Raw genomic sequence first — 18,865 nt, 5'->3', positions numbered from 1 at the left:
GGATTCGCGGGTTCGCTGGCGCCCCCGCTTTCAAAGGTGCCTTGGGGGTGTGACAGCGGTGTTGTAGCCAGGCCCCGCAGTCGGGAATGTGAGTGATTCGCCGGTTCGCAGGCGCCCCCGCTTTCAAGCGTGCCCGAGGGGTGCGACAGGAGCGCCGGGCCCGGCCTGTGCCGCTGGTGGCGGTGCAGGCCGGGCCCGGGTTCGCGGTGGTCACGGGTGGGGTCAGCCTCGGACGGAGGCGCGCTGGACGAAGTCGGCGAGGTCCGCGGACTGGGCCAGGCGGGACGGCTCGTGGACGTACATCATGTGGCCGGCCGGGTAGGTCTTGGTCTCGATGCTGGCGCGCGCTTCGAGGGGGATCTCCAGGTGGTCGAGGGTGTACTCGATGGCCTCGACGGGGACGCCGCCGTCGTAGCGGCCCATGGCGACGTGGACCTTCATGTGCGGGTTGAGGCGCATGGCGTTGCCGAGCCTGCCGATGACGTCGACGGCCTCGCCCTCGAACTCCTTGTACGACCACGGGTGCACGGCGCGCGAGAGCCGCTCGTAGACGTGCTCGTTCTCGTATTCGAGCTCGGTGCGCACGTAGTGCTGGAGCGCGGCCGTGTACGGCCCGTCGGTGCCGATGAGGAACGGGTCGTACGGCATCCGCTCGTACGTGTAGTGGTCGGCGGGCCCGGTGAAGCGGGTGTCGAGGCGGCCGGTGACGAGTCGCTTGTGGCGCAGCAGCTCCGCGTAGAAGCGGGTGTGCTCCAGGCGCAGGTTCGCGGCGTCGACGTAGTCCTCGGAGACGCCGGTGAGGGAGGCGATCTTGGCGACGGCGGCGGCGCGCTCTTCGGGCGCGAGGTTCTGGCCCTTGGCGAGGACCGCGCGGTACTCGTCGGCGTAGGCGCGGGCCTCGGCGACGAGGTCGTCGAGGTCGCGGTCGGGATGGAGCCCGTGGTAGTGCGCGGTGGCCGCGTACATGGGGAGGAACAGCGGGCCGGGCAGGTCGGAGCGGCTGGTGTGGAACAGCGTCTCCATGTTGAACGCCGGGGCGATGAACATGACGCCGTTGAGGGCCAGGCCGAACCGGGTGAGGAGGTACTCGGCGATGCCGGCGCCGCGAGTGCCGCCGTAGGACTCGCCGATGAGGAACTTCGGCGACAGCCAGCGGTTGTTCCGCGTGGTCCACAGGCGGATGATCTCGCTGACGGACTCGATGTCCTTGGTGAACCCGTGGTAGTCGCGGGGGTTGCCGCCCTCGACGGCGCGCGACCAGCCGGTGGAGATCGGGTCGATGAACACCAGGTCGGTGTGGCGCAGGAGGGTCTCCTCGTTGTCGAGGAGGCCGTACGGGGGCGGGGTGAGGTTCCCGGCGTCGCCGGAGTCGACGCGGCGCGGGCCGAGCAGGCCCATGTGCAGCCAGATCGAGGACGAACCGGGGCCGCCGTTGAAGGCGAAGGTGACCGGCCGCTCGGTGACGTCGGCGTCGTCGAGGGTGTAGTACGTGATGGAGACCTCGGCCTTGGGCTTGCGGCCGTTGAACTTCTCGTCCTCGGTGACCTCCTCGTGGAACACGATGCGCCCGGTGGTGGCCGTGTACGCGAGGTCGCCCAGGGTGTGGCGGGTGGTCTTCAGGTCGTCGACGGGGTCGGGCTTGTCGGCCTTCTTGGCCTCGTCGGCGGTCGCTTTGTCGGCGGTCTCGTTCTTCGGTTCTTCGCTCATGAGTCTGTAACTTACCGCCCGGCTAGTGGCGACGCCACCACGTTGCCCGCCGTTCCGGGCGCGGGGTGCGCCTTGTCGGCGTTGACCTCGATGATCTCGTTGCGCTCGTTGACGTGAACGACGGTGGGCGTGAACGCCCGCGCCTCCGCGTCCTCCATCTGCGCGTACGAGATGAGGATCACAAGGTCCCCGGGGGCGACGAGGCGGGCGGCCGCGCCGTTGATGCCGATCACGCCCGTGCCGCGCTCCCCGGCGATCGTGTACGTCTCCAGGCGCGCGCCGTTGGTGATGTCGACGATGGCGACCATCTCGCCGTCGAGGATGTCGGCGGCGTCGAGCAGGTCCGCGTCCACGGTGACGGACCCGACGTAGTGCAGGTCGGCCTGGGTGACGGTGGCGCGGTGGATCTTCGACTTGAACATGGTGCGGATCATCGGGCGTCTCCTACTTTCACGGGGGCGTTGTCGATCAGGCGGGTCGTGCCCGCCTTCGCGGCGATGAGGATCCTCGCCGGACCCCGGTCGGGGGCCTCGCCGAGGTCGTTCGCCCGGACGGCGACGTAGTCGACGTCCAGGCCGGGCTCGGCCGCCAGGACCTTCTGGGCGGCGGCGAGCGGGTCGGGGGAGGCCTGGGCGGCCTCGATCGCGCGGGGGATCGCGAGCGCGGCGGCCCGCTCGGCCGCCGACAGGAACACGTTGCGGCTCGACCGGGCCAGGCCGTCGCCTTCGCGGTCGGTGGGGACGGCGACGATCTCGATCCCCATGTCGAGGTCGCGCACCATGCGCCGGACCATCGCGAGCTGCTGGAAGTCCTTCTCGCCGAACATCGCGACGTCAGGGCGGGTCAGGTGGAACAGCTTCGAGACGACGGTGAGCACTCCGGTGAAGAACCCGGGCCGCGACGCGCCTTCGAGGAGCTCCCCGTCCGGTCCCGCGTGCACCGTCGTCAGGCCCTCGCGCCCGTCCGGGTACATCTCGGCGACGCTCGGCGCGAACACGAGGTCCACGCCGTCGGCCTCGCAGATCGCCAGGTCCGCGTCGAGGGTCCGCGGGTACTTGTCGAGGTCCTCGTTCGGGCGGAACTGGAGCGGGTTCACGAACACCGTGACGATCACCGAATCGGCGACCTCCTTGGCGCGCTTGAAGTTCGCGCGGTGGCCCGCGTGGAGCGCCCCCATGGTCGGGACGACCGCGACGCGCCCGGGCAGGGCGGCGCGGGCCTTCGCCAGGTCGGCCTTGGTGTGAACGAGCGCCGTCATGGCGTCTCCTCCTTGTCGGGGCGGGCGAGCACGTCGAGCAGGCCCTCGGCGTCGGCGCTCCTCAGGCGCCCCGAGTCGAGGGCGCGCTCGGCGGTGCGCCGGGCCATGGCCCGGTAGGTCTCGGCGATGTCGGTGCCCGCGAGGGCCTCCAGGTGCCGGGCGACCGTGCCCGCGTCGCCGCGGGACACCGGCCCCGTCAGGGCCGCGTCGCCGTGCCGCAGGGCGTTGTCGAGCGACGCCGACACCAGCGGCGCCATGAGCCGCTCCGGTTTCGCGATGCCGATGGCGCGCAACTGGTCCGCGGCGTCGTTCACGAGCGTCATGAGGTGGTTCGCGGCGTACACGAGCGCCGCGTGGTACCGGGCCCGGTCGGCCTCGTCCACGTGCTCGGGCTCCCCGCCCATCTCCAGGACCAGCGCCTCCCCGACGAAGCGGGCCTCGGCCTCGCCGGTGACGGCCCACGAGATGCCGTTCAGGCGCTCCAGGTCCTCGTCGCGGCCCGTGAACGTCATCGCCGGAGCCAGCGCGATCGTCAGCGCCCCCGCGTCGCGCGCCGGGCGCAGCGCCTCGACGCCGAGCGCGCCGGAGGTGTGGACCCAGATCTGGCCGGGCCGCACGGGCAGCGAGGCCACGAGCGGGCCGATCGCGTCGTCGGGGACGGCCACGAGCACCAGGTCCGCGGCGGCGGCCACGTCAGGGGGAGGGAGGATCTCGGCGCCCGGGAGGTGCCGGGCGGCGCGCTTGCGGGAGTCGTCGGATACGGCGGAGGCGGCCACCACGCGGTGGCCGGCGCGGGTGAGAGCCGCCCCGACGACGGAGCCGACCCGGCCCGCGGAGACGACGCCGACCGCGAGCCGTGAGGCCGGTCGCTGCGACGCGCCGCTGCGCTGCTGATCCATGATGCTGATCCAGTCCTTCGGAAGGTACCGGTCATTGCTTACGCGTTAATTGTGCGTCTCCACCGCGGCAACGCCAGCCCGGGAGCCCCCGAGTGGCGATTCTCACTGCACGCCTAGGGTCGGTGCATGGCCGGATTCGAGCGGTGGGGCGAGGCGATGCGCCGCGCCCTCTACGGCCCCGGCGGGTTCTACCGGCGCGAACTCCCCGCGAACCACTTCGCGACCAGCGCCCAGACCAGGGCCTTCGCCGCCGCCGTCGCACGGCTCGCGGCCGAGACCGACGAGCGTCTCGGGCGGCCCGACGGATTCACCGTTGTCGACGTCGGCGCGGGCGGCGGCGACCTCCTCGCCCACCTCGCCGCGCTCCTGCCCGACCGCATCGCCCTCACCGCCGTCGAGCTCCGCCCCCGACCGAGAGGCCTCCCCGAGCGCGTCGCGTGGACTCCTGAGCCGCCCGAGCACTTCACCGGACTCCTGATCGCGTGCGAACTGCTCGACAACGTCCCCTGCGACGTCGCCGTGGTCGACGCCGAGGGCGTCCGCCGCTACGAGGAAGTCGACCCTCGCGGAGCGGTCCGGCCCGGCACGCGGATCGACGAAGCCGACGAACGCTGGCTCGACCGGTGGTGGCCGGTCAAGGCCCCGGGCGAGCGCGCCGAGATCGGCCGCCCGCGCGACGAGGCCTGGCGCGCCCTGACCGCCCGCCTCGACCGGGGCACGGCCCTCGCCGTCGACTACGGCCACACCGCCGACGCCCGGCCCGAAGGCGGCACCCTCACCGGCTTCAAGGACGGCCGCCTCGCCGCTCCGGTCCCGGACGGCACCTGCGACCTGACCGCCCACGTCGCCGTCGACGCGGTCGGCGCCGACCGCGTCGTGCGCCAGCGGGACGCCTTGCGGGCCTTGAGGATGCGCGGCGAGCGGCCGCCGCTCAGCCTGGCGCGCACGTCGCCCGTGGAGTACGCGCTGGCGCTCGCCGAGTCGGGCGAAGCGGCCCGGCTCGCCGACCCGGCGGGGCTGGGCGCGCACTGGTGGATGCGCACCGACAAGGACTGACGCGGCGCCGCGGCGTCCCGGGCGGCGCGTTCGGCCAGGTCCGCGGCATCGCATCAGGCTCGGCTCAGACGGCGGCCTTCGCTCGATACGCCGTGGGGCTCGTGCCTTTGCGGCGCTTGAACGCGTTGCTGAACCCGAACTGGTCGGCGTAGCCGACGGTGCGCGCGATCTGGGCGACAGTGAGGTCGGGGTCGGCGAGGAGCTCTTCGGCGAGCTCCATGCGCCGCGCCGTCAGGTACGTGAGCGGCGGTTCGCCCATGACCTCGGTGAAGCGCTTGGCGAGCAGCGCCCGGGACACGCCCGCCTGCAAGGCGAGCCCGGCGACGGTCCAGGGCGCGGCCGGGCGGGTGTGGATGGCCTCCAGGGCGGGCCCGGCGACGGGGTCGGCGAAACCGCGGTACCAGCTCGGGGCCGCCTCGGCCTGCTCGTCGAACCAGGTGCGGAGGGTGCAGACCAGGCCCCAGTCGAAGAGGCGGTCGATGTACGCCTGCGTGCCGGGCTTGCGCGAGGCGAGGTCGTCGGCGCACACGGCGAGGAGCGCGGAGGTCTCGGCGTCGTCGTCGACGACGACCACCGGCGGGAGGGCGCGCAGGAGCCGCTCGTGGCGGCGCCCGGTGGCCCGGTAGGCGCCCACGAACAGGTCCGTGGCGGGCCCGTCGCCGCCGGGCGGCGCGGCCTCGTAGGCGCATGCCTCGGGGTCGAAGCAGGTGAGCCAGTAGTCGAGGTGCGGGCGCTCCACGGACGCCGCGTCGTCGGCCATGCGGAACGGCTCGTGGCCGCGCACGACCGCGGTCTGGCCCTCCTTCACGGGGACGGCGGTGCCGTCGGCGAGGAGGATCACGCCGCCGCCGCGGGCGACGGTGACCATGGTGAGCGGGGCCCGGTCGTCGAACCGGACCACCCAGGGGGCCTTGAGGAGCGCGTCGCCGAGGATCGCGCCTTCGGCGCGGATGCCGCCGAGGAGTTCGCTGAGCGGGTCCATGCCGCAATGGTAAGGAGGGGTCCGGGGGGATCACACCCGCGCGAGCAGCCATCCGATCCCGGCGATGAGCGCGATCAGTCCGAACGCGACGTAGATGGCCAGCTCGACCCAGTCGCTGGCGGACAATCGCCGCCAGAAGCCCTTGGGGGTCCGCTCGGGACCGCTGGAGTCGGGGGTGTCGTTCATCGCTCCAGCGTATTCAGGTCCCCGGGGCCGCGGCCACCGCCGCAAACGCTTTGACGGGCGGAGCACGTCCGACCACAATCGCGGGATGGGATTCGCAGACCTCTCAGGCGTGGGGTACGTGCTCGGCGACGGGCGGACGCTGTTCTCGGACGTGTCGTTCCGTGTCGGCGAGGGCGCGAAGGTCGCGCTCGTCGGCGCGAACGGGACGGGCAAGACGACGCTGCTCCGGATCGTCACGGGGGACCTGAAAGCCGACTCCGGGACGGTCGCGCACGGCGGCGGCCTGGGCGTGATGCGCCAGCTCGTGGGCATGCGCGAGGGCGAGCGGCCGCTCGGGGACCTCGCCGCCGAACTGGGCCCGCCGCGGCTGCGCGACGTCTGGAAGCGCAGGCGGAAGGCCGAGGCGCGCATGGCTGGCGGGAACGAGCGCGACCAGCTCGCGTACGCGCAGGCGCTCGCCGACTGGGGCGAGGAGGGCGGGTACGAGTTCGAGGTCGTGTGCGACACGGTCGCGGTGTCGGTGCTGGGTCTGCCGTGGACGGAGGTCGAGTCGCGGCCGCTGCGCACGCTCTCGGGCGGCGAGCAGAAGCGGTTCGCGCTGCATCTGCTGCTCCGGGGCCGCGACGAGGTGCTCGTGCTCGACGAGCCGGACAACTTCCTCGACGTGCCCGCGAAACGCGAACTGGAGCAGGCGATCCGGGAGTCGGACAAGTCGATCCTGTTCGTCTCGCACGACCGGGAGGTCCTCGCGAACACCGCCGACCGGGTGGTGACGCTCGAAGCGGGCACGGCGTGGACGCACGGCGGCGGGTTCGCGACCTGGCACGAGGCGCGCACCAACCGCCACGAGCGGTTCGAGGAGCTGCGGCGCCGCTGGGACGAGGAGCACCACAAGCTGCGCGAGCTGATGCTCATGTACAAGAACAAGGCGGCGTTCAACTCCGACATGGCCTCCCGGTACCGGGCGGCGCAGACGCGGCTGCGGAAGTTCGAGGAGGCCGGGCCGCCGCCGGAGCCGCCGCGCGACCAGGACATCCGCGTGAGGCTCGAAGGCGGGCGCACCGGCAGGCGGGCGGTCGTGTGCGAGCAGCTGGAGCTGGAGGACCTGACGTTCCCGTTCGACCTGGAGGTCTGGTACGGCGACCGCGTCGCGGTCCTGGGCGCCAACGGGACCGGCAAGAGCCACTTCCTGCGCCTGCTCGCCCGCGGCGGCACCGACCCCGAGCAGGGCGTGGTCGCCGAGCTGGAGCCGGTGCGGCACACCGGGACCGCGCGCCTGGGCGCCCGCGTCCATCCGGGGCACTTCTCGCAGACGCACGAGCATCCGGAGTTCGCGGGCCGCACGCTGCGGGAGATCCTGTGGGACGGCGACCGGGACCGGCCGTCGCTGGAGCGGTCGAAGGCGATGAGCGCCCTGTCGCGCTACGAGCTCGCGCTCCAGTCCGAACAGGACTTCGGGACGCTCTCGGGCGGGCAGCAGGCCCGGTTCATGGTGCTGCTGCTGGAGCTGTCGGGCGCGACGTGCCTGCTCCTCGACGAGCCGACCGACAACCTCGACCTGGCGAGCGCCGAGGCGCTCGAAGAGGGCCTGAAGTCGTTCGAGGGCACCGTCATCGCGGTGACGCACGACCGCTGGTTCGCGCGCGGCTTCGACCGGTTCGTGGTGTTCCAGCGCGACGGCAAGGTCGTCGAGTCCGACGAACCGGTCTGGGACGTTCGCTGAACGCGTTGCGCCGCAAGGAGAAGGCGCGACCGGGATCGCCACTGGTGGACGACGGTCCCGGCCGCGCCGGTCAGGGGCGGCGGGCGCTCACCAGGCGACGGGCAGCGTGTGGACGCCGTAGACGTTCATCTCGCTGCGCATGGGGATGTCCGCGGAGGGCACGGCGAGGCGCAGGCCCGGGAATGCCGCGAAGAGCCTCGCGAAGCCGATGCGCATCTCGACGCGGGCGAGCTGCTGGCCCACGCACTGGTGGATGCCGTGGCCGAACGCGAGGTGCCCCTTGGCGTCCCGTTCGACGTCGAGGTCGCCGGGGCGCTCGTACCTGCCGGGGTCGCGGTTGGCGGCCTGGAGGGCGACGGTGACGTGGTCGCCCGCGCTGATGCGGCGCCCTTCGATCTCGGCGTCCTCCTTGGCGATGCGCATGACGCCGTTGTGGGCGACGGTGAGGTACCGCAGGAGCTCCTCGACGGCCGCGGACCACAGCCCGGGGTCGGCGGTGAGGCGGGCGAGCTGGGCCGGGTGCTCCAGGAGCGCGATCGTGCCCAGGCCCAGCATGTTCGCGGTGGTCTCATGGCCCGCGACGAGGAGGATGAGGCCGATCCCGGCGGTCTCGACGTCGTGGAGGTCCCCGTCGGCGGCGAGCACGGAGAGCATGTCGTCGCCGGGGTCGGCGCGCTTGGCGGGCACGAGCTGCACGAGGTACCCGAACAGCTCGGCCATGGCCTTGTTGCGGTCCTCCACTGACAGCGAGAGGTCGAGCATGTCGGTCGAGTTGCGCTGGAACGCGTCCCGGTCGGCGTAGGGGACGCCGAGCATCTCGCAGATCACCAGGGACGGGACGGGGAGCGCGAACTCGCGCACCAGGTCCGCGCCCGGCCCGGCGGCCCGGAGCGCGGCGAGGCACCCGTCGACGATGTCGGCGATGCGCGGCTCCAGGTCCTTCATGCGCTTGACGGTGAACACGCCGGTGACCTTGCGGCGCAGGCGGGTGTGCTCGGGCGGGTCGAAGAACAGGAAGAACCCGGGCGGCACCTGCTCCGATATGGACACGAACACGTGCGGGAGGTCGGTGGGCGAGTGCACGAACCGCTCGGCGGTGGAGAACCGCGGGTCGGCGAGGATCCGCCGCGACAGGGCGTGCCCGGTGGCGAGCCACCCTTCGGCGCCGTCGGGGTAGTACCTGATGCGCCGCAGCGGCTCGTCCTGGAGCTCCAGAAGGGCCGCGGGCGGGTCGTAGCGGGTCTCCCTGCGGTAGGGCATCCCGTGCGGCGGGTCGTCGGATGGGGGCATGCGGTGTCTCCCTGTGCGCGAACGTGCTCGGCCAGTGATCCCACCAGGGAGGAGCCTATGGCCGTTCGCGCCGGGGCGCAACGGATCTGCGCCGCCTGTCCTTGATCCGACAGTGCCGCGGGCGGGCCTACGGCAGTTCGAGGAGCGCCTCGACGTACTGGGCGACGCCGTCGTCGTTGTTGCCCGCGGGGGCGATCTCGCTGGCCGCGGCCTGCACCCACGGGTGCCCGTTGGGCATCGCGACCGAGTGCCCGGCGGCGCGCATCATCGACAGGTCGTTGGTGGCGTCGCCGAAGACGAGCACGTCGGACCAGTCGATGCCGAACTTGTCGAGCACGACCTGGATCCCGGCGGCCTTCGTCACCCCCACGGGGCACACTTCGAGCATCCCGACGCCCGATTCGGTGACGGTGACCAGGTTCTCGTCGATGACGTCCTGCGCGGCGACGAGCAGCTCGGGGCCCGAGTAGTTGTCGGACACGAAGTAGCCCTTGACCATCGGGCCGGTGAATGCGACGTCGCGGGGCGCGGTCTCCAAGCGCACCGCGGGCCACGGCCAGTCGGGCATCTCGTCGCCGGTGAGCGGCCGGTCCGGGTCGGCGGGCTCGGCGAGCGCGCGCACCGGGCCGACCTCGGCTTCGATGAGCCGCAACGCCTCGTGCAGGACCTCGCCGTCCACGGACCGGTCGGCGAGCTGCACGACCGTGTCGTCGTAGCGGCACTCGTACACGAACGCGCCCTGGCCGAGGACCAGGAAGTCCGCCGAGGGGACGTCGTTGCGGCACATGTCGAGCAGCCGCGGGCCGCGGCCGGTGGCGCCCACCAGGATCACCCCGGAGGCGGCGAGCCGCTTGAGCGCCGACATCGTTCTGGGGGAGACGGACTCGTCCGAGCGGACGACCGTCCCGTCGAGGTCCGTCGCGACGAGCTTCGGGAGCCGGGCCAGTTGGATCATGCGTCCTCCTCGGTAGTCTCGACCCGCTGCCGCGAATCGCTCGTTCGTCGAACCTCCGCCGGGATCAGGGGAACCAGCGGGCCAGCACCTTCGCGACGCCGTCCTCCCACACCGAGGGCGCGACCTCGTCCGCGGCGGCCCGCACGTCGGGGTCCGCCTGCGCCATCGCGACGGCGTGTCCGGCCCACGCGAACATGGTCAGGTCGTTGTGGGCGTCGCCGAAGACCACGGTGTCGGCCGATGATACGCCGTAGCGCTCGGCGATGCGGGCGATGCCGGTCGCCTTCGTCACCCCGGGCGGTCCGATGTCGACCCAGCCGTTATAGCCGACCTCCACGTGGTACGCGAGCGGGTCGAGGGCCGCGCCCTCGGCGAGCCGCATCGCGTGCGGGCAGCGCGTGGCGCTCCCGTACTTGTTGTCGGAGGCCACGCGCGCGACGATCCGGGCCGCCGGGCGGTCCAGGAGGTCGTCGAGGCCGATGACCCCGGCCCACTTCGCGTGGAAGTCCCGCTTGAAGCCCTTCGTGTGCCACCAGCCGTCGAGGCCGTGCGCGACGGCGAACTCCACGGCCCCGTCCGCCGCGAGGAACGCCTCGACCGCCGACCGCACGTCCACCACGGCCTCGTAGGAGACCTCGCCGCGGCCCAGGTCGAACTCGGCGGCGCCGTGGTTCGCCGACGCGAACCCCTCGTCGAGCCCCAGGTCGGTGGCGGTGCGGATCGTGCCCCACAGGGCCCGGCCGGTGACGACCGCGACCGGCACGCCCGCCTCCCTGACCCGCCCGATCGCGTCGATCACGGCGCGGCTGGGGGTCGTGAGCTGCTCGTCGTGGTAGTCGACGACCGTGCCGTCGAGGTCCACGGCGACGAGCTTCGGGGGCTGCTCTCTGCTCAACGGGGCCGGGGCGATGTCTGACACGCCTCAACGGTAGCCCGGCGCGGGTGAACGGCAGGGTGTCGAGCGGCTGAACTCACGTGGCCGGCCTCATGAAAGCTGCAATCACACCAAACACCCTCATCACTGGCCGAAGGGGCATACCGTGCGTACATGTCCGACATCACGATCGAACGCGTCTACGACTACCGCCGGGACCCGCAGCGGGCCGGGACGGTGTTCCTGGTCGACCGGCTGTGGCCGCGCGGGGTCAGCAAGGAGGACCTCGACGGCGTCGAGTGGGCCCAGGACGCGGCGCCCTCCCCGAACCTCCGCATCTGGTTCGGCCACATGGCCGACCGCTTCGAGGAGTTCACCGGCCGCTACCGCAGCGAACTCGACGGCCACCCCGAACGCGCCCAGCCGCTCCTCGACGCCGCCCGCCAGGGCCCCGTCACGCTCCTCTACGCCGCCAAGGACCCCGAGGTCAACCACGCCCTCGTCCTCAAAGCCTGGCTCGACGAGCAACTCTCGGATTAGCGCCGCCCACCGGAATGTCGGACCCCTGTGGCACGGTCTTTGAACCGGGGGCCCGCAGATTGGGCGGGACGCGCGACCGAACAGCGGCTTGGGCTGCCCGCGAAACGGACCGGCCCATCAGCGACGACAACGGCCCGCCGACCGGAAGGTCGGCGGGCCGCTCCATGCTCTGAAACGCGTCCGGGCTACTTCTTCGGCTCGATGACGTCCTTGCCCAGGAACGGGCGCAGCGCCTTCGGCACCGACACCGACCCGTCGGGCAGCTGGTGGTTCTCCAGGATCGCCACGATCCAGCGCGTCGTCGCGAGCGTCCCGTTCAGCGTCGCCGCGACCGCGTTGCGGCCCTGCTCGTCCCGGTACTTCACGTTCAAGCGCCGCGCCTGGAACGTCGTGCAGTTCGACGTCGACGTCAGCTCCCGGTAGCGCCCCTGCGTCGGCACCCACGCCTCGCAGTCGAACTTCCGCGACGCCGACGTCCCCAGGTCGCCCGCGGCCACGTCGATGACCCGGTACGGCAGCTCCATCTTCTGGAGCATCTGCTCCTCATAGGACAGAAGCTTCTCGTGCTCCGCCGCCGCGTCCTCGGGCCGGCAGTACGAGAACATCTCGACCTTGTCGAACTGGTGCACCCGGATGATCCCCCGCGTGTCCTTCCCGTACGAGCCCGCCTCGCGCCGGAAGCACGACGACCAGCCGGCGTACCGCACCGGCCGCGTCAGCTCGCCCAGGTTCTCCCCCGAGTGGTACGCCGCGAGCGGCACCTCAGAGGTCCCGACCAGGTACTGCTCGTCGCGCTCCAGGTAGTAGATCTCGTCGGAGTGCTCGCCGAGGAAACCCGTGCCCTCCATGGCGTCCGGGCGCACCAGCACCGGCGGGATCATCGGCGTGAAGCCCGTCTCCACCGCCTGCGCCATCGCCAGGTTCAGCATCGCCAGCTGGAGCAGCGCCCCGTCGCCGGTCAGGTAGTAGAACCGCGAGCCCGAGACCTTCGCGCCCCGCTCGGTGTCGAGCAGGCCCAGCGCGGTGCCGATCTCCAGGTGGTCCTTCGGGTCCTCGATCTCGGTGCGCTCGCCGACCTCGCGGAGCACCACGTAGTCGTCTTCGCCGCCGGGCGGCGCGGCCTCGGCGACCAGGTTCGGGATGGCCTTCCCGGCCGCGTCGAACGCCGCGGCCGTCTCGGTCACGCGCGCCTCGGCCTCCTTGACCTCGGCGGCCAGGGTCTTCGTGCGTTCGAGCAGCGCCTGCTTCTCGTCAGCCGCGGCGCCCGCGATCCGCTTCCCCAGGCCCTTCTGGTCGGCGCGGAGCGTCTCGAAGGCCTGGAGCGCACTGCGGTGCTCGGAGTCGGCGGAGAGCAGGGCGTCGACGGCGTCCGGGGACGCGCCCCGCTTGCGCTGGCTGTCGCGGTAGGCGTCAGGGTGCTCTCGCAGTGCTCGCAGATCAATCACGTCCACAGATTACCGGCCGGGCCGCGGGCCTCCCCAGCGCATATTGTGGGCGTGTGGCGGTAGATATGGACGAGGCGGACTTCGAGGCGGCGGTGTCGGACGCGCTCGACGCGGTGCCCGCCGAACTGATGGCGATGCTCGACAACGTGGTGATCCTGGTCGACGAGGAACCCGAGGGCGCCGACAAGGAGCTCCTGGGCCTCTACCAGGGCACGGCCCTCACCGACCGCGGCTGGGAGTACGGCGGGGTCCTCCCTGACACCATCACGATCTACCGCGGCCCGACCCTGCGCATGTGCTCCACGCCCGAGGAGGTCGTGGAGGAGGTCGCGGTCACGGTCGTCCACGAGATCGCCCACCACTTCGGTATCGAGGAGGAGCGGCTCCACGAACTCGGCTGGGGCTGACGGGGCCGCTTGCGGGCGGCGGGGCTGCGCTTCGAGGGCAGCACAAGCCGCTGTTCGGCCGCGCGTCCCGACCAACCAGCGGGCCCCCGGTTCAAAAACCGTGCCACAGGGGTCCGACATTCTGCCGGAGCCGCAAACACGAGGGTTTCACGCTAACGAGTTTGCAAATGCGAGCAGTTGCCAGCACTGGCGTCGCATCCGCGAGGTTATGCTCGTACGGTGACGACGTTTCGCATCGGGGAGGCCGCCGAGCTGCTCGGGGTCTCCGCCGACACCCTCCGCCGCTGGATCGACGCCGGGCGGCTCGACGCCGAGCGCGACGAGCACGGGCACCGGGCGATCACCGGCGCCGACCTGGCCGCGTTCGCCCGCGACCGGGCCGCCGCGCCCGACGGCAACGGGACCTCCTCGGCGCGCAACCGGCTGCGCGGCATCGTCACCGCGATCGTCAAGGACCAGGTCATGGCCCAGGTCGACCTCCAGGTCGGCCCCTTCCGGGTCGTGTCGCTCATGAGCCGGGAAGCCGTCGACGACCTCGGCCTCGAAGTCGGCTCGCTCGCGACCGCGGTCGTCAAGTCCACCAACGTCGTCGTCGAAGCCTGACGGCCAGCGCCGAACCGGGAGCCCCGCATGCGCCGCACCACACCCGCCCTCGCCCTCACCGCCGCCCTCGCGCTCGCCGCCCTCACCGCGTGCAGCGGCGGCGACGACCTCGACCAGACCGACCCCGACATCAAGCCGGCCACCCTCACCGTCCTCGCCGCCGCCTCCCTCACCGAGGCGTTCACCGAGATCGGCGACCAATTCGAAGCCGAGCACCCCGGCGTCACCGTCGAGTTCGGCTTCGCCGCCTCCTCCGACCTCGCCGCGCAGATCACCGAAGGCGCCCCCGCCGACGTGTTCGCCTCCGCCGACCAGAAGAACATGGACAAGGTGACCGACGCCGGCGCCGCGGTCGACCCGCAGGTGTTCGCCCTCAACCAGCTCGTCATCGCCGTCCCCGAAGGCAACCCCGACGGCGTCACCGGCCTCGCCGACCTCGCGGGCCTCGACTTCGCCGCCTGCGCCGCGGAAGTCCCCTGCGGCGCCGCCGCCGAGACCGCCGTCGCCGCCTCCGGTGCCGACCTCGCGCCCGTCACCTACGAGGCCGACGTCAAGTCCACCCTCCAGAAGCTCACCCTCGGCGAAGTGGACGCCGCGCTCGTCTACCGCACCGACGCCATCGCCGCGGACGACGAGGTCGACGCCGTCGAGTTCCCCGAGTCCGCCGAGGCCGTGAACGCCTACCCGATCTCCGCGCTCGCCGACGCCCGCGAAACCTACCTGGCCGCCGAGTTCACCGAGTACGTCCTCGGCGACGACGCCTGGTCGGTCCTCGAAGCCGCCGGATTCCAGCGGCCCTAACCGGAGACGGAGGAGGGGAACGCCATGCCCGCCAAGCGAACCCGGCGCCGCCGCGTCCCGGCCGCGCTGCTCGCGCCCGCCGCGGTCGGCCTGGCGTTCCTCATCCTCCCCCTCGCGGGCCTCCTCGCCCGCGCCCCGTGGACCGAGCTGCCCGCGCGCCTCGCCGAGCCCGCGATGCTCGACGCCCTGCGCCTGTCCCTCGTCACCGCCACGCTCGCCACCGCGCTGTCGCTCCTGTTCGGCGTCCCCATCGCGTGGCTCCTCGCCCGCGGCGACTTCCCCGGCCGCAGCCTCCTGCGCGCGCTCGTGACGGTGCCGCTGGTGCTCCCGCCCGTGGTCGGCGGCGTCGCGCTGCTCCTCGTGTTCGGGCGCAGCGGCTTCGTCGGCTCGTGGCTCCACGAGCGGTTCGACGTCACGATCCCGTTCTCCACCACCGCGGTCGTCCTCGCGATGACGTTCGTGTCGATGCCGTTCCTCGTCGTCTCCGTCGAAGGCGCGCTGCGCGGCGCCGACGTGCGCTTCGAGGAGGCCGCCGCGACCCTCGGCGCGGGCCGGTGGACCGTCTTCTCCCGCGTGACGCTCCCGATGATCGCCCCGGGCGTCCTCGCCGGGGCGGTCCTGTGCTGGGCGCGGGCGCTCGGCGAGTTCGGCGCGACCATCACGTTCGCCGGGAACTTCCCCGGCCGCACGCAGACCATGCCGCTCGCGGTCTACCTTGCGCTGCAATCGGACCTGGAGGCCGCGATCGTGCTCAGCCTGATCCTCCTCGCCGTCTCCGTGGCGGTGCTCGCGTCGCTGCGCGACCGCTGGACGGCCGTCGCATGAGCGGCCTCGACGCGCACCTGGTGGTGGACCGCGGGTCCTTCCGCCTCGACCTGCGCCTGACGGCCGCGCCCGGCGAGACCGTGGCCCTCCTGGGCCCCAACGGCGCCGGGAAGACCACCGCACTGCGGGCCCTCGCGGGCCTGGAGGCGCTCTCGGGCGGGCACATCGACCTCGACGGGACCCTCCTCGACGGTGCCGGTCTCGAACACCCCTCCGGGACCGCGCGCTGGGTGCCGCCCGAGCACCGCCGCATCGGCGTCGTCTTCCAGGACTACCTGCTGTTCCCGCACCTGAGCGCGGTCGACAACGTCGCGTTCGGGCCGCGGCGCCGCGGCCGAGGCCGCGCCGAGGCGCGGGCCCTCGCGGCCGACTGGCTGGGCCGGGTCGGCCTGGGGGACTTCGGGAAGCGCCGCCCCGGGCAGCTCTCGGGCGGGCAGGCGCAGCGCGTGGCGCTCGCGCGGGCGCTCGCCACCGACCCGGCGCTGCTGCTCCTCGACGAGCCGCTCGCGGCCCTCGACGCGCGCACCCGCCTCGACATGCGCGCCGAACTCCACCGGCACCTCGCCGGGCTCGCGGGCCCGGCGGTGCTCGTGACGCACGATCCGGTGGACGCGCTCATGCTCGCCGACCGCCTCGTGGTCGTCGAGGACGGCCGCGCGGTCCAGGAGGGCGACGCCGAGTCGATCACGGCCCGGCCGCGCACCGACTACATCGCGCGGCTCGTGGGCCTGAACCTGTACCGCGGCAACGCCTCCGGGCGGACCGTGGCGCTCGCCTCGGGCGAGTCGCTCGCGACCGCCGAGCCCCTGGAGGGCGACGCGTTCGCGGCGTTCCCGCCGAGCGCGGTGGCGCTGTTCCGGTCCCGGCCCGACGGGAGCCCGCGCAACACGTGGCGCGCGGTCGTCGCCGGGGTCCACCGCCACGGCGACCACCTGCGCGTCCAGCTCGACGGCCCCCTCCGCGCGGCGGCCGACATCACCCCGGCCGCCGCCGCCCAGCTCGGCCTCGAACCCGGCCAGGAGGTCTGGGCCGCGGTCAAGGCCGCGGAGATCCGCGCCTACCCGGCTTGACGTACAGCGAGGGCCGGAGGCACGCACTGCCTCCGGCCCTCTGTTCTCCTGTTTCCTGTCGGCGGGCCTGCTTTCACCATCCCCGCGGCGGGCGCGGGGCTAAGGCGGCGGCGCCCGCGAGGGCGCGCTCCGGGGCGGGCCGGGCGGCGGGGGTGCCGCCGGCGCCGTCCGCTCGGGCGGCGCGGCGGATGAGGGGGAGGCAGGCGAGGACGATCGCGATCGAGACGAGGCCGACCGCGATGAACGCGGCCTGCACGTCCATGACCGTGGACATCGCGCCGCCGAGGAGGAACCCGATGAGCTGGGCCGCGTTGACGCGGCCGTTCACCGCGGCGTTCGCGCGGCCCCGGAACGCCTCCGGCACGCGGCGGGCCACCGCGATGCCCAGCGCCGAGTTCTCGCCCGCGTTGAACATGCCGCCGATCAGGTTGAGCGGCACCATGAGCAGCACCGACGCGAGCGGCACGCCCTGCCCGATGCACACCAGGCCGACCCCGGCGAGGCACGCCATGAGCATCCACGCGAGCTGCACGTCCCGGTCGAGGCGGCGGATCAGCGCCGCGGCGAGCCACGCCCCCGCGACCATGCCCACGGTCCAGCAGGACTTGATGAGGCCGTACATCGACTCGGTCGCGTCGTAGACCTCGCGAACGAGGAACACGCTGAGGACGTTCACGGCGCACATCGCGGCGATGACGGCGCTGAGGCCGAAGACCATCGCGGTGAGCAGCCGGTCGCCGCCGAGCCGCCACGGGGCCGCGTCCGTCGCGGCCTGCGCGGCGGGGTCGCGGCGCACGCCGCCGCGGCGGGTGCGGATGTCGAGGCAGCACAGCACGCGCAGGAGCGCGAACCCGGCGGCGAGCATGAGGGCCGCGGCGGCGGAGTGGGCGCCGATGACGACCCCGGCGAGGGCCGGTCCGGCGGCGAGGCCGGTGAGGGTGCCGGTCTGGACCATCGCCACGGCGTGCGGGAGGTCCTTCGGCTCGGCCATGACCGGGACGAGCGCGCTCACGACCGGCATGTTGACCGCGGTGCCGCAGGCGTTCAGGATCACCAGCGCGTACAGGGCGATCAGGTTGTCGGTGAACGCCATCGCGACGATCGAGGCGGCCTGGAGGAGGCCCGAGCAGGCCATGAGGGTGCGGCTGTCGAAGCGGTCGGCGAGGCGGCCGGTGACCGGGGAGAGGACGACGAGGGGGAGGGTCGCGCAGATGATGAGCGCGGCGATGGCGATGCCGCCGTAGCCGTCGGTCTGGAGGCGGAGGGTGAGGGCGAAGTCGGCCGTGAACATGGCCGTGCCGGCGAGGAACGCGCAGGCCGCGGCGGTGTAGACGTCGGACCAGCGGGTCCCGTCGAGGAAGGATGTGAAAGACATATTTCGAAGATACGCTTTCACATCGGGTTGCGAAAGAGGTTTTTCAGATTTTTCCGAAGTAGTTCTTTCACGACTTTCCGTGAGGTCGGCGGAGCGGGCGGCGCGGGGCCGCCCGGCCCGCTCAGGACTGCGGGAAGACGCGGAAGAGGTAGTTGAAGACGACCGTGCCGTCCTCGTCGTCGGGCCCCTGCTCCGAGCGCCGCCGCGACCGCTCCGCGTACTCGCCTTCGAGGTCGTGGAACCGCTGGATGAACTCCTTCGACTCCTCGACGGTGAGCCGCAGCCGCCCCTGCGAGGCCACCGAGGCGTCGCGCAGCTCCCGGCTCGCGTCGAGGCGCCGGTCCAGCCAGCGCTCGTAGTTCTGCTCCTGCCGCTCGGTGAACATCTGGCCCATGGTCCGCTCGACGACGCGGTCGGCGGGCGAGGCGTCGTCCTCGGCGGAGATCGAGAAGCTGTCGAGCGCGAGCCGCCAGACGCGCTCGCGGGCGTCGCCGCGGCTGGGGGCCTCCTCGATGAACCCGGCCTTCGCGAGGGTCCGCAGGTGGTAGCTCATGGCGCTCGGGGTCATCCCGGCGACTTCGGCGATCTCGGTGGCGGTGGCGCCGTCGAAGCCCTGGACGCGGCGGGTGCCGAGGAAGTCGAACACGGCCATGCGGGCGGGGTGGGCGAGGGCCTTCATGCGCTCGGGGTCGCTGATCTTGACCTGGTTCGGGAACCGCTTCCCCCGCTCCGGGCCCGGTGGCGTCGGCGGCGCCGGCGGCACCGGGATCCCGGGCGGGACGGGGATCGCCGGAGGCGTCGGGACCAGCGGCGGCACTCCGTTCCGATGCGAAGGAGACGTTTCAGACATGCCTCAAGTCAACCACGCC

General features: G+C 72.7%; 20 protein-coding genes. 8 read left to right on the top strand and 12 right to left on the bottom strand.

Annotation, left to right across the window (positions count from 1 at the left end; genetic code table 11):
* Positions 1-222 precede the first annotated feature (222 nt).
* The 4 genes from B0I28_RS06290 to B0I28_RS06275 are packed head-to-tail and all read right to left on the bottom strand — an operon-like array spanning position 223 to position 3,864.
* Positions 223-1,707 (bottom strand): S10 family peptidase, encoded by a 1,485-nt coding sequence (locus tag B0I28_RS06290; protein ID WP_106362943.1) that lies wholly within the window; start codon positions 1,705-1,707, stop codon positions 223-225.
* 11 nt (positions 1,708-1,718) lie between these two features.
* Positions 1,719-2,141, bottom strand: coding sequence for an aspartate 1-decarboxylase (gene panD, locus B0I28_RS06285; protein ID WP_106362942.1), 423 nt, complete (start codon positions 2,139-2,141; stop codon positions 1,719-1,721).
* Positions 2,138-2,965 (bottom strand): pantoate--beta-alanine ligase, encoded by an 828-nt coding sequence (gene panC, locus B0I28_RS06280; RefSeq protein ID WP_106362941.1) that lies wholly within the window; start codon positions 2,963-2,965, stop codon positions 2,138-2,140. Before panC ends, panD begins: the two co-directional genes overlap by 4 nt.
* On the bottom strand, positions 2,962-3,864 hold the full coding sequence (locus tag B0I28_RS06275) for a Rossmann-like and DUF2520 domain-containing protein (protein ID WP_106362940.1): 903 nt from the start codon (positions 3,862-3,864) through the stop codon (positions 2,962-2,964). Before B0I28_RS06275 ends, panC begins: the two co-directional genes overlap by 4 nt.
* Positions 3,865-3,990: 126 nt before the next feature.
* Here B0I28_RS06275 and B0I28_RS06270 point away from each other — a divergent pair, with 126 nt between their 5' ends.
* Positions 3,991-4,920, top strand: a complete 930-nt coding sequence (locus B0I28_RS06270; RefSeq protein ID WP_106362939.1) for an SAM-dependent methyltransferase — start codon at positions 3,991-3,993, stop codon at positions 4,918-4,920.
* Positions 4,921-4,984: 64 nt separating this feature from the next.
* Here the strand turns inward: B0I28_RS06270 and B0I28_RS06265 are convergent, their stop codons facing one another.
* Together B0I28_RS06265 and B0I28_RS27130 are read right to left on the bottom strand one after the other, a co-directional pair.
* Entirely contained in the window at positions 4,985-5,902 is a 918-nt protein-coding gene (locus tag B0I28_RS06265; protein ID WP_106362938.1) for an AraC family transcriptional regulator, read from the bottom strand.
* Positions 5,903-5,932: 30 nt separating this feature from the next.
* The gene (locus B0I28_RS27130; protein ID WP_181245659.1) at positions 5,933-6,088 is read right to left on the bottom strand and encodes a hypothetical protein; all 156 of its coding nucleotides are present in this window, start codon (positions 6,086-6,088) and stop codon (positions 5,933-5,935) included.
* Positions 6,089-6,173: 85 nt separating this feature from the next.
* On the opposite strand from B0I28_RS27130, the gene B0I28_RS06260 reads away from it, so the two are divergent.
* A complete protein-coding gene (locus tag B0I28_RS06260) occupies positions 6,174-7,811 on the top strand; it encodes an ABC-F family ATP-binding cassette domain-containing protein (RefSeq protein ID WP_106362937.1) in 1,638 nt (545 codons plus the stop codon).
* 87 nt (positions 7,812-7,898) lie between these two features.
* Here the strand turns inward: B0I28_RS06260 and B0I28_RS06255 are convergent, their stop codons facing one another.
* From B0I28_RS06255 to B0I28_RS06245, 3 genes are all read right to left on the bottom strand, one after another.
* Complete coding sequence (locus tag B0I28_RS06255; RefSeq protein ID WP_181245658.1) at positions 7,899-9,101, bottom strand: cytochrome P450; 1,203 nt, start codon at positions 9,099-9,101, stop codon at positions 7,899-7,901.
* A 127-nt stretch (positions 9,102-9,228) separates the two neighbouring features.
* Positions 9,229-10,056, bottom strand: coding sequence for an HAD family hydrolase (locus B0I28_RS06250; protein ID WP_106362936.1), 828 nt, complete (start codon positions 10,054-10,056; stop codon positions 9,229-9,231).
* A 64-nt stretch (positions 10,057-10,120) separates the two neighbouring features.
* Entirely contained in the window at positions 10,121-10,975 is an 855-nt protein-coding gene (locus B0I28_RS06245; protein WP_106362935.1) for an HAD family hydrolase, read from the bottom strand.
* Positions 10,976-11,104: 129 nt separating this feature from the next.
* Between B0I28_RS06245 and B0I28_RS06240 the strand changes: the two genes are divergently transcribed.
* Positions 11,105-11,470, top strand: coding sequence for a DUF488 domain-containing protein (locus B0I28_RS06240; protein ID WP_106362934.1), 366 nt, complete (start codon positions 11,105-11,107; stop codon positions 11,468-11,470).
* Positions 11,471-11,655: 185 nt separating this feature from the next.
* Here the strand turns inward: B0I28_RS06240 and serS are convergent, their stop codons facing one another.
* Complete coding sequence (gene serS, locus B0I28_RS06235; protein WP_106363419.1) at positions 11,656-12,915, bottom strand: serine--tRNA ligase; 1,260 nt, start codon at positions 12,913-12,915, stop codon at positions 11,656-11,658.
* A gap of 65 nt (positions 12,916-12,980) precedes the next feature.
* Here serS and B0I28_RS06230 point away from each other — a divergent pair, with 65 nt between their 5' ends.
* The 5 genes from B0I28_RS06230 (at position 12,981) to B0I28_RS06210 (ending at position 16,621) form a co-directional block, all read left to right on the top strand.
* Entirely contained in the window at positions 12,981-13,322 is a 342-nt protein-coding gene (locus tag B0I28_RS06230) for a metallopeptidase family protein (RefSeq protein ID WP_106362933.1), read from the top strand.
* A gap of 219 nt (positions 13,323-13,541) precedes the next feature.
* On the top strand, positions 13,542-13,925 hold the full coding sequence (locus tag B0I28_RS06225) for a TOBE domain-containing protein (protein ID WP_106362932.1): 384 nt from the start codon (positions 13,542-13,544) through the stop codon (positions 13,923-13,925).
* Between the two features lie 27 nt (positions 13,926-13,952).
* The gene (gene modA, locus B0I28_RS06220; protein WP_106362931.1) at positions 13,953-14,726 is read left to right on the top strand and encodes a molybdate ABC transporter substrate-binding protein; all 774 of its coding nucleotides are present in this window, start codon (positions 13,953-13,955) and stop codon (positions 14,724-14,726) included.
* A 24-nt stretch (positions 14,727-14,750) separates the two neighbouring features.
* Entirely contained in the window at positions 14,751-15,551 is an 801-nt protein-coding gene (locus B0I28_RS06215) for an ABC transporter permease (protein WP_106362930.1), read from the top strand.
* On the top strand, positions 15,548-16,621 hold the full coding sequence (locus B0I28_RS06210; RefSeq protein WP_106362929.1) for an ABC transporter ATP-binding protein: 1,074 nt from the start codon (positions 15,548-15,550) through the stop codon (positions 16,619-16,621). Before B0I28_RS06215 ends, B0I28_RS06210 begins: the two co-directional genes overlap by 4 nt.
* Positions 16,622-16,694: 73 nt before the next feature.
* Here B0I28_RS06210 and B0I28_RS06205 read toward each other — a convergent pair whose 3' ends face one another.
* Together B0I28_RS06205 and B0I28_RS06200 are read right to left on the bottom strand one after the other, a co-directional pair.
* Positions 16,695-17,996 carry an MFS transporter gene (locus tag B0I28_RS06205; protein WP_106362928.1) on the bottom strand — a complete coding sequence of 434 codons (1,302 nt, stop codon included), beginning with the start codon at positions 17,994-17,996 and terminating at the stop codon, positions 16,695-16,697.
* Between the two features lie 121 nt (positions 17,997-18,117).
* Positions 18,118-18,846, bottom strand: coding sequence for a winged helix-turn-helix domain-containing protein (locus B0I28_RS06200; RefSeq protein WP_146147983.1), 729 nt, complete (start codon positions 18,844-18,846; stop codon positions 18,118-18,120).
* Positions 18,847-18,865: the final 19 nt, after the last annotated feature.

This window comes from Glycomyces artemisiae (assembly GCF_003002955.1).
GTDB classification, from domain to species: domain Bacteria; phylum Actinomycetota; class Actinomycetes; order Mycobacteriales; family Micromonosporaceae; genus Glycomyces; species Glycomyces artemisiae.
The sequence above is the reverse complement of the archived record's forward strand: the minus strand, read 5'-3'. Positions and strand labels throughout refer to the sequence as shown.

Bases quoted from the DNA above. Each gene is read 5' to 3' on its own strand.
- B0I28_RS06290 (WP_106362943.1), bottom strand. From the start codon at position 1,707: ATGAGCGAAGAACCGAAGAACGAGACCGCCGACAAAGCGACCGCCGAC.
- panD (WP_106362942.1), bottom strand. From the start codon at position 2,141: ATGATCCGCACCATGTTCAAGTCGAAGATCCACCGCGCCACCGTCACC.
- panC (WP_106362941.1), bottom strand. From the start codon at position 2,965: ATGACGGCGCTCGTTCACACCAAGGCCGACCTGGCGAAGGCCCGCGCC.
- B0I28_RS06275 (WP_106362940.1), bottom strand. From the start codon at position 3,864: ATGGATCAGCAGCGCAGCGGCGCGTCGCAGCGACCGGCCTCACGGCTC.
- B0I28_RS06270 (WP_106362939.1), top strand. From the start codon at position 3,991: ATGGCCGGATTCGAGCGGTGGGGCGAGGCGATGCGCCGCGCCCTCTAC.
- B0I28_RS06265 (WP_106362938.1), bottom strand. From the start codon at position 5,902: ATGGACCCGCTCAGCGAACTCCTCGGCGGCATCCGCGCCGAAGGCGCG.
- B0I28_RS27130 (WP_181245659.1), bottom strand. From the start codon at position 6,088: ATGAACGACACCCCCGACTCCAGCGGTCCCGAGCGGACCCCCAAGGGC.
- B0I28_RS06260 (WP_106362937.1), top strand. From the start codon at position 6,174: ATGGGATTCGCAGACCTCTCAGGCGTGGGGTACGTGCTCGGCGACGGG.
- B0I28_RS06255 (WP_181245658.1), bottom strand. From the start codon at position 9,101: ATGCCCCCATCCGACGACCCGCCGCACGGGATGCCCTACCGCAGGGAG.
- B0I28_RS06250 (WP_106362936.1), bottom strand. From the start codon at position 10,056: ATGATCCAACTGGCCCGGCTCCCGAAGCTCGTCGCGACGGACCTCGAC.
- B0I28_RS06240 (WP_106362934.1), top strand. From the start codon at position 11,105: ATGTCCGACATCACGATCGAACGCGTCTACGACTACCGCCGGGACCCG.
- B0I28_RS06230 (WP_106362933.1), top strand. From the start codon at position 12,981: ATGGACGAGGCGGACTTCGAGGCGGCGGTGTCGGACGCGCTCGACGCG.
- modA (WP_106362931.1), top strand. From the start codon at position 13,953: ATGCGCCGCACCACACCCGCCCTCGCCCTCACCGCCGCCCTCGCGCTC.
- B0I28_RS06215 (WP_106362930.1), top strand. From the start codon at position 14,751: ATGCCCGCCAAGCGAACCCGGCGCCGCCGCGTCCCGGCCGCGCTGCTC.
- B0I28_RS06210 (WP_106362929.1), top strand. From the start codon at position 15,548: ATGAGCGGCCTCGACGCGCACCTGGTGGTGGACCGCGGGTCCTTCCGC.
- B0I28_RS06205 (WP_106362928.1), bottom strand. From the start codon at position 17,996: ATGTCTTTCACATCCTTCCTCGACGGGACCCGCTGGTCCGACGTCTAC.
- B0I28_RS06200 (WP_146147983.1), bottom strand. From the start codon at position 18,846: ATGTCTGAAACGTCTCCTTCGCATCGGAACGGAGTGCCGCCGCTGGTC.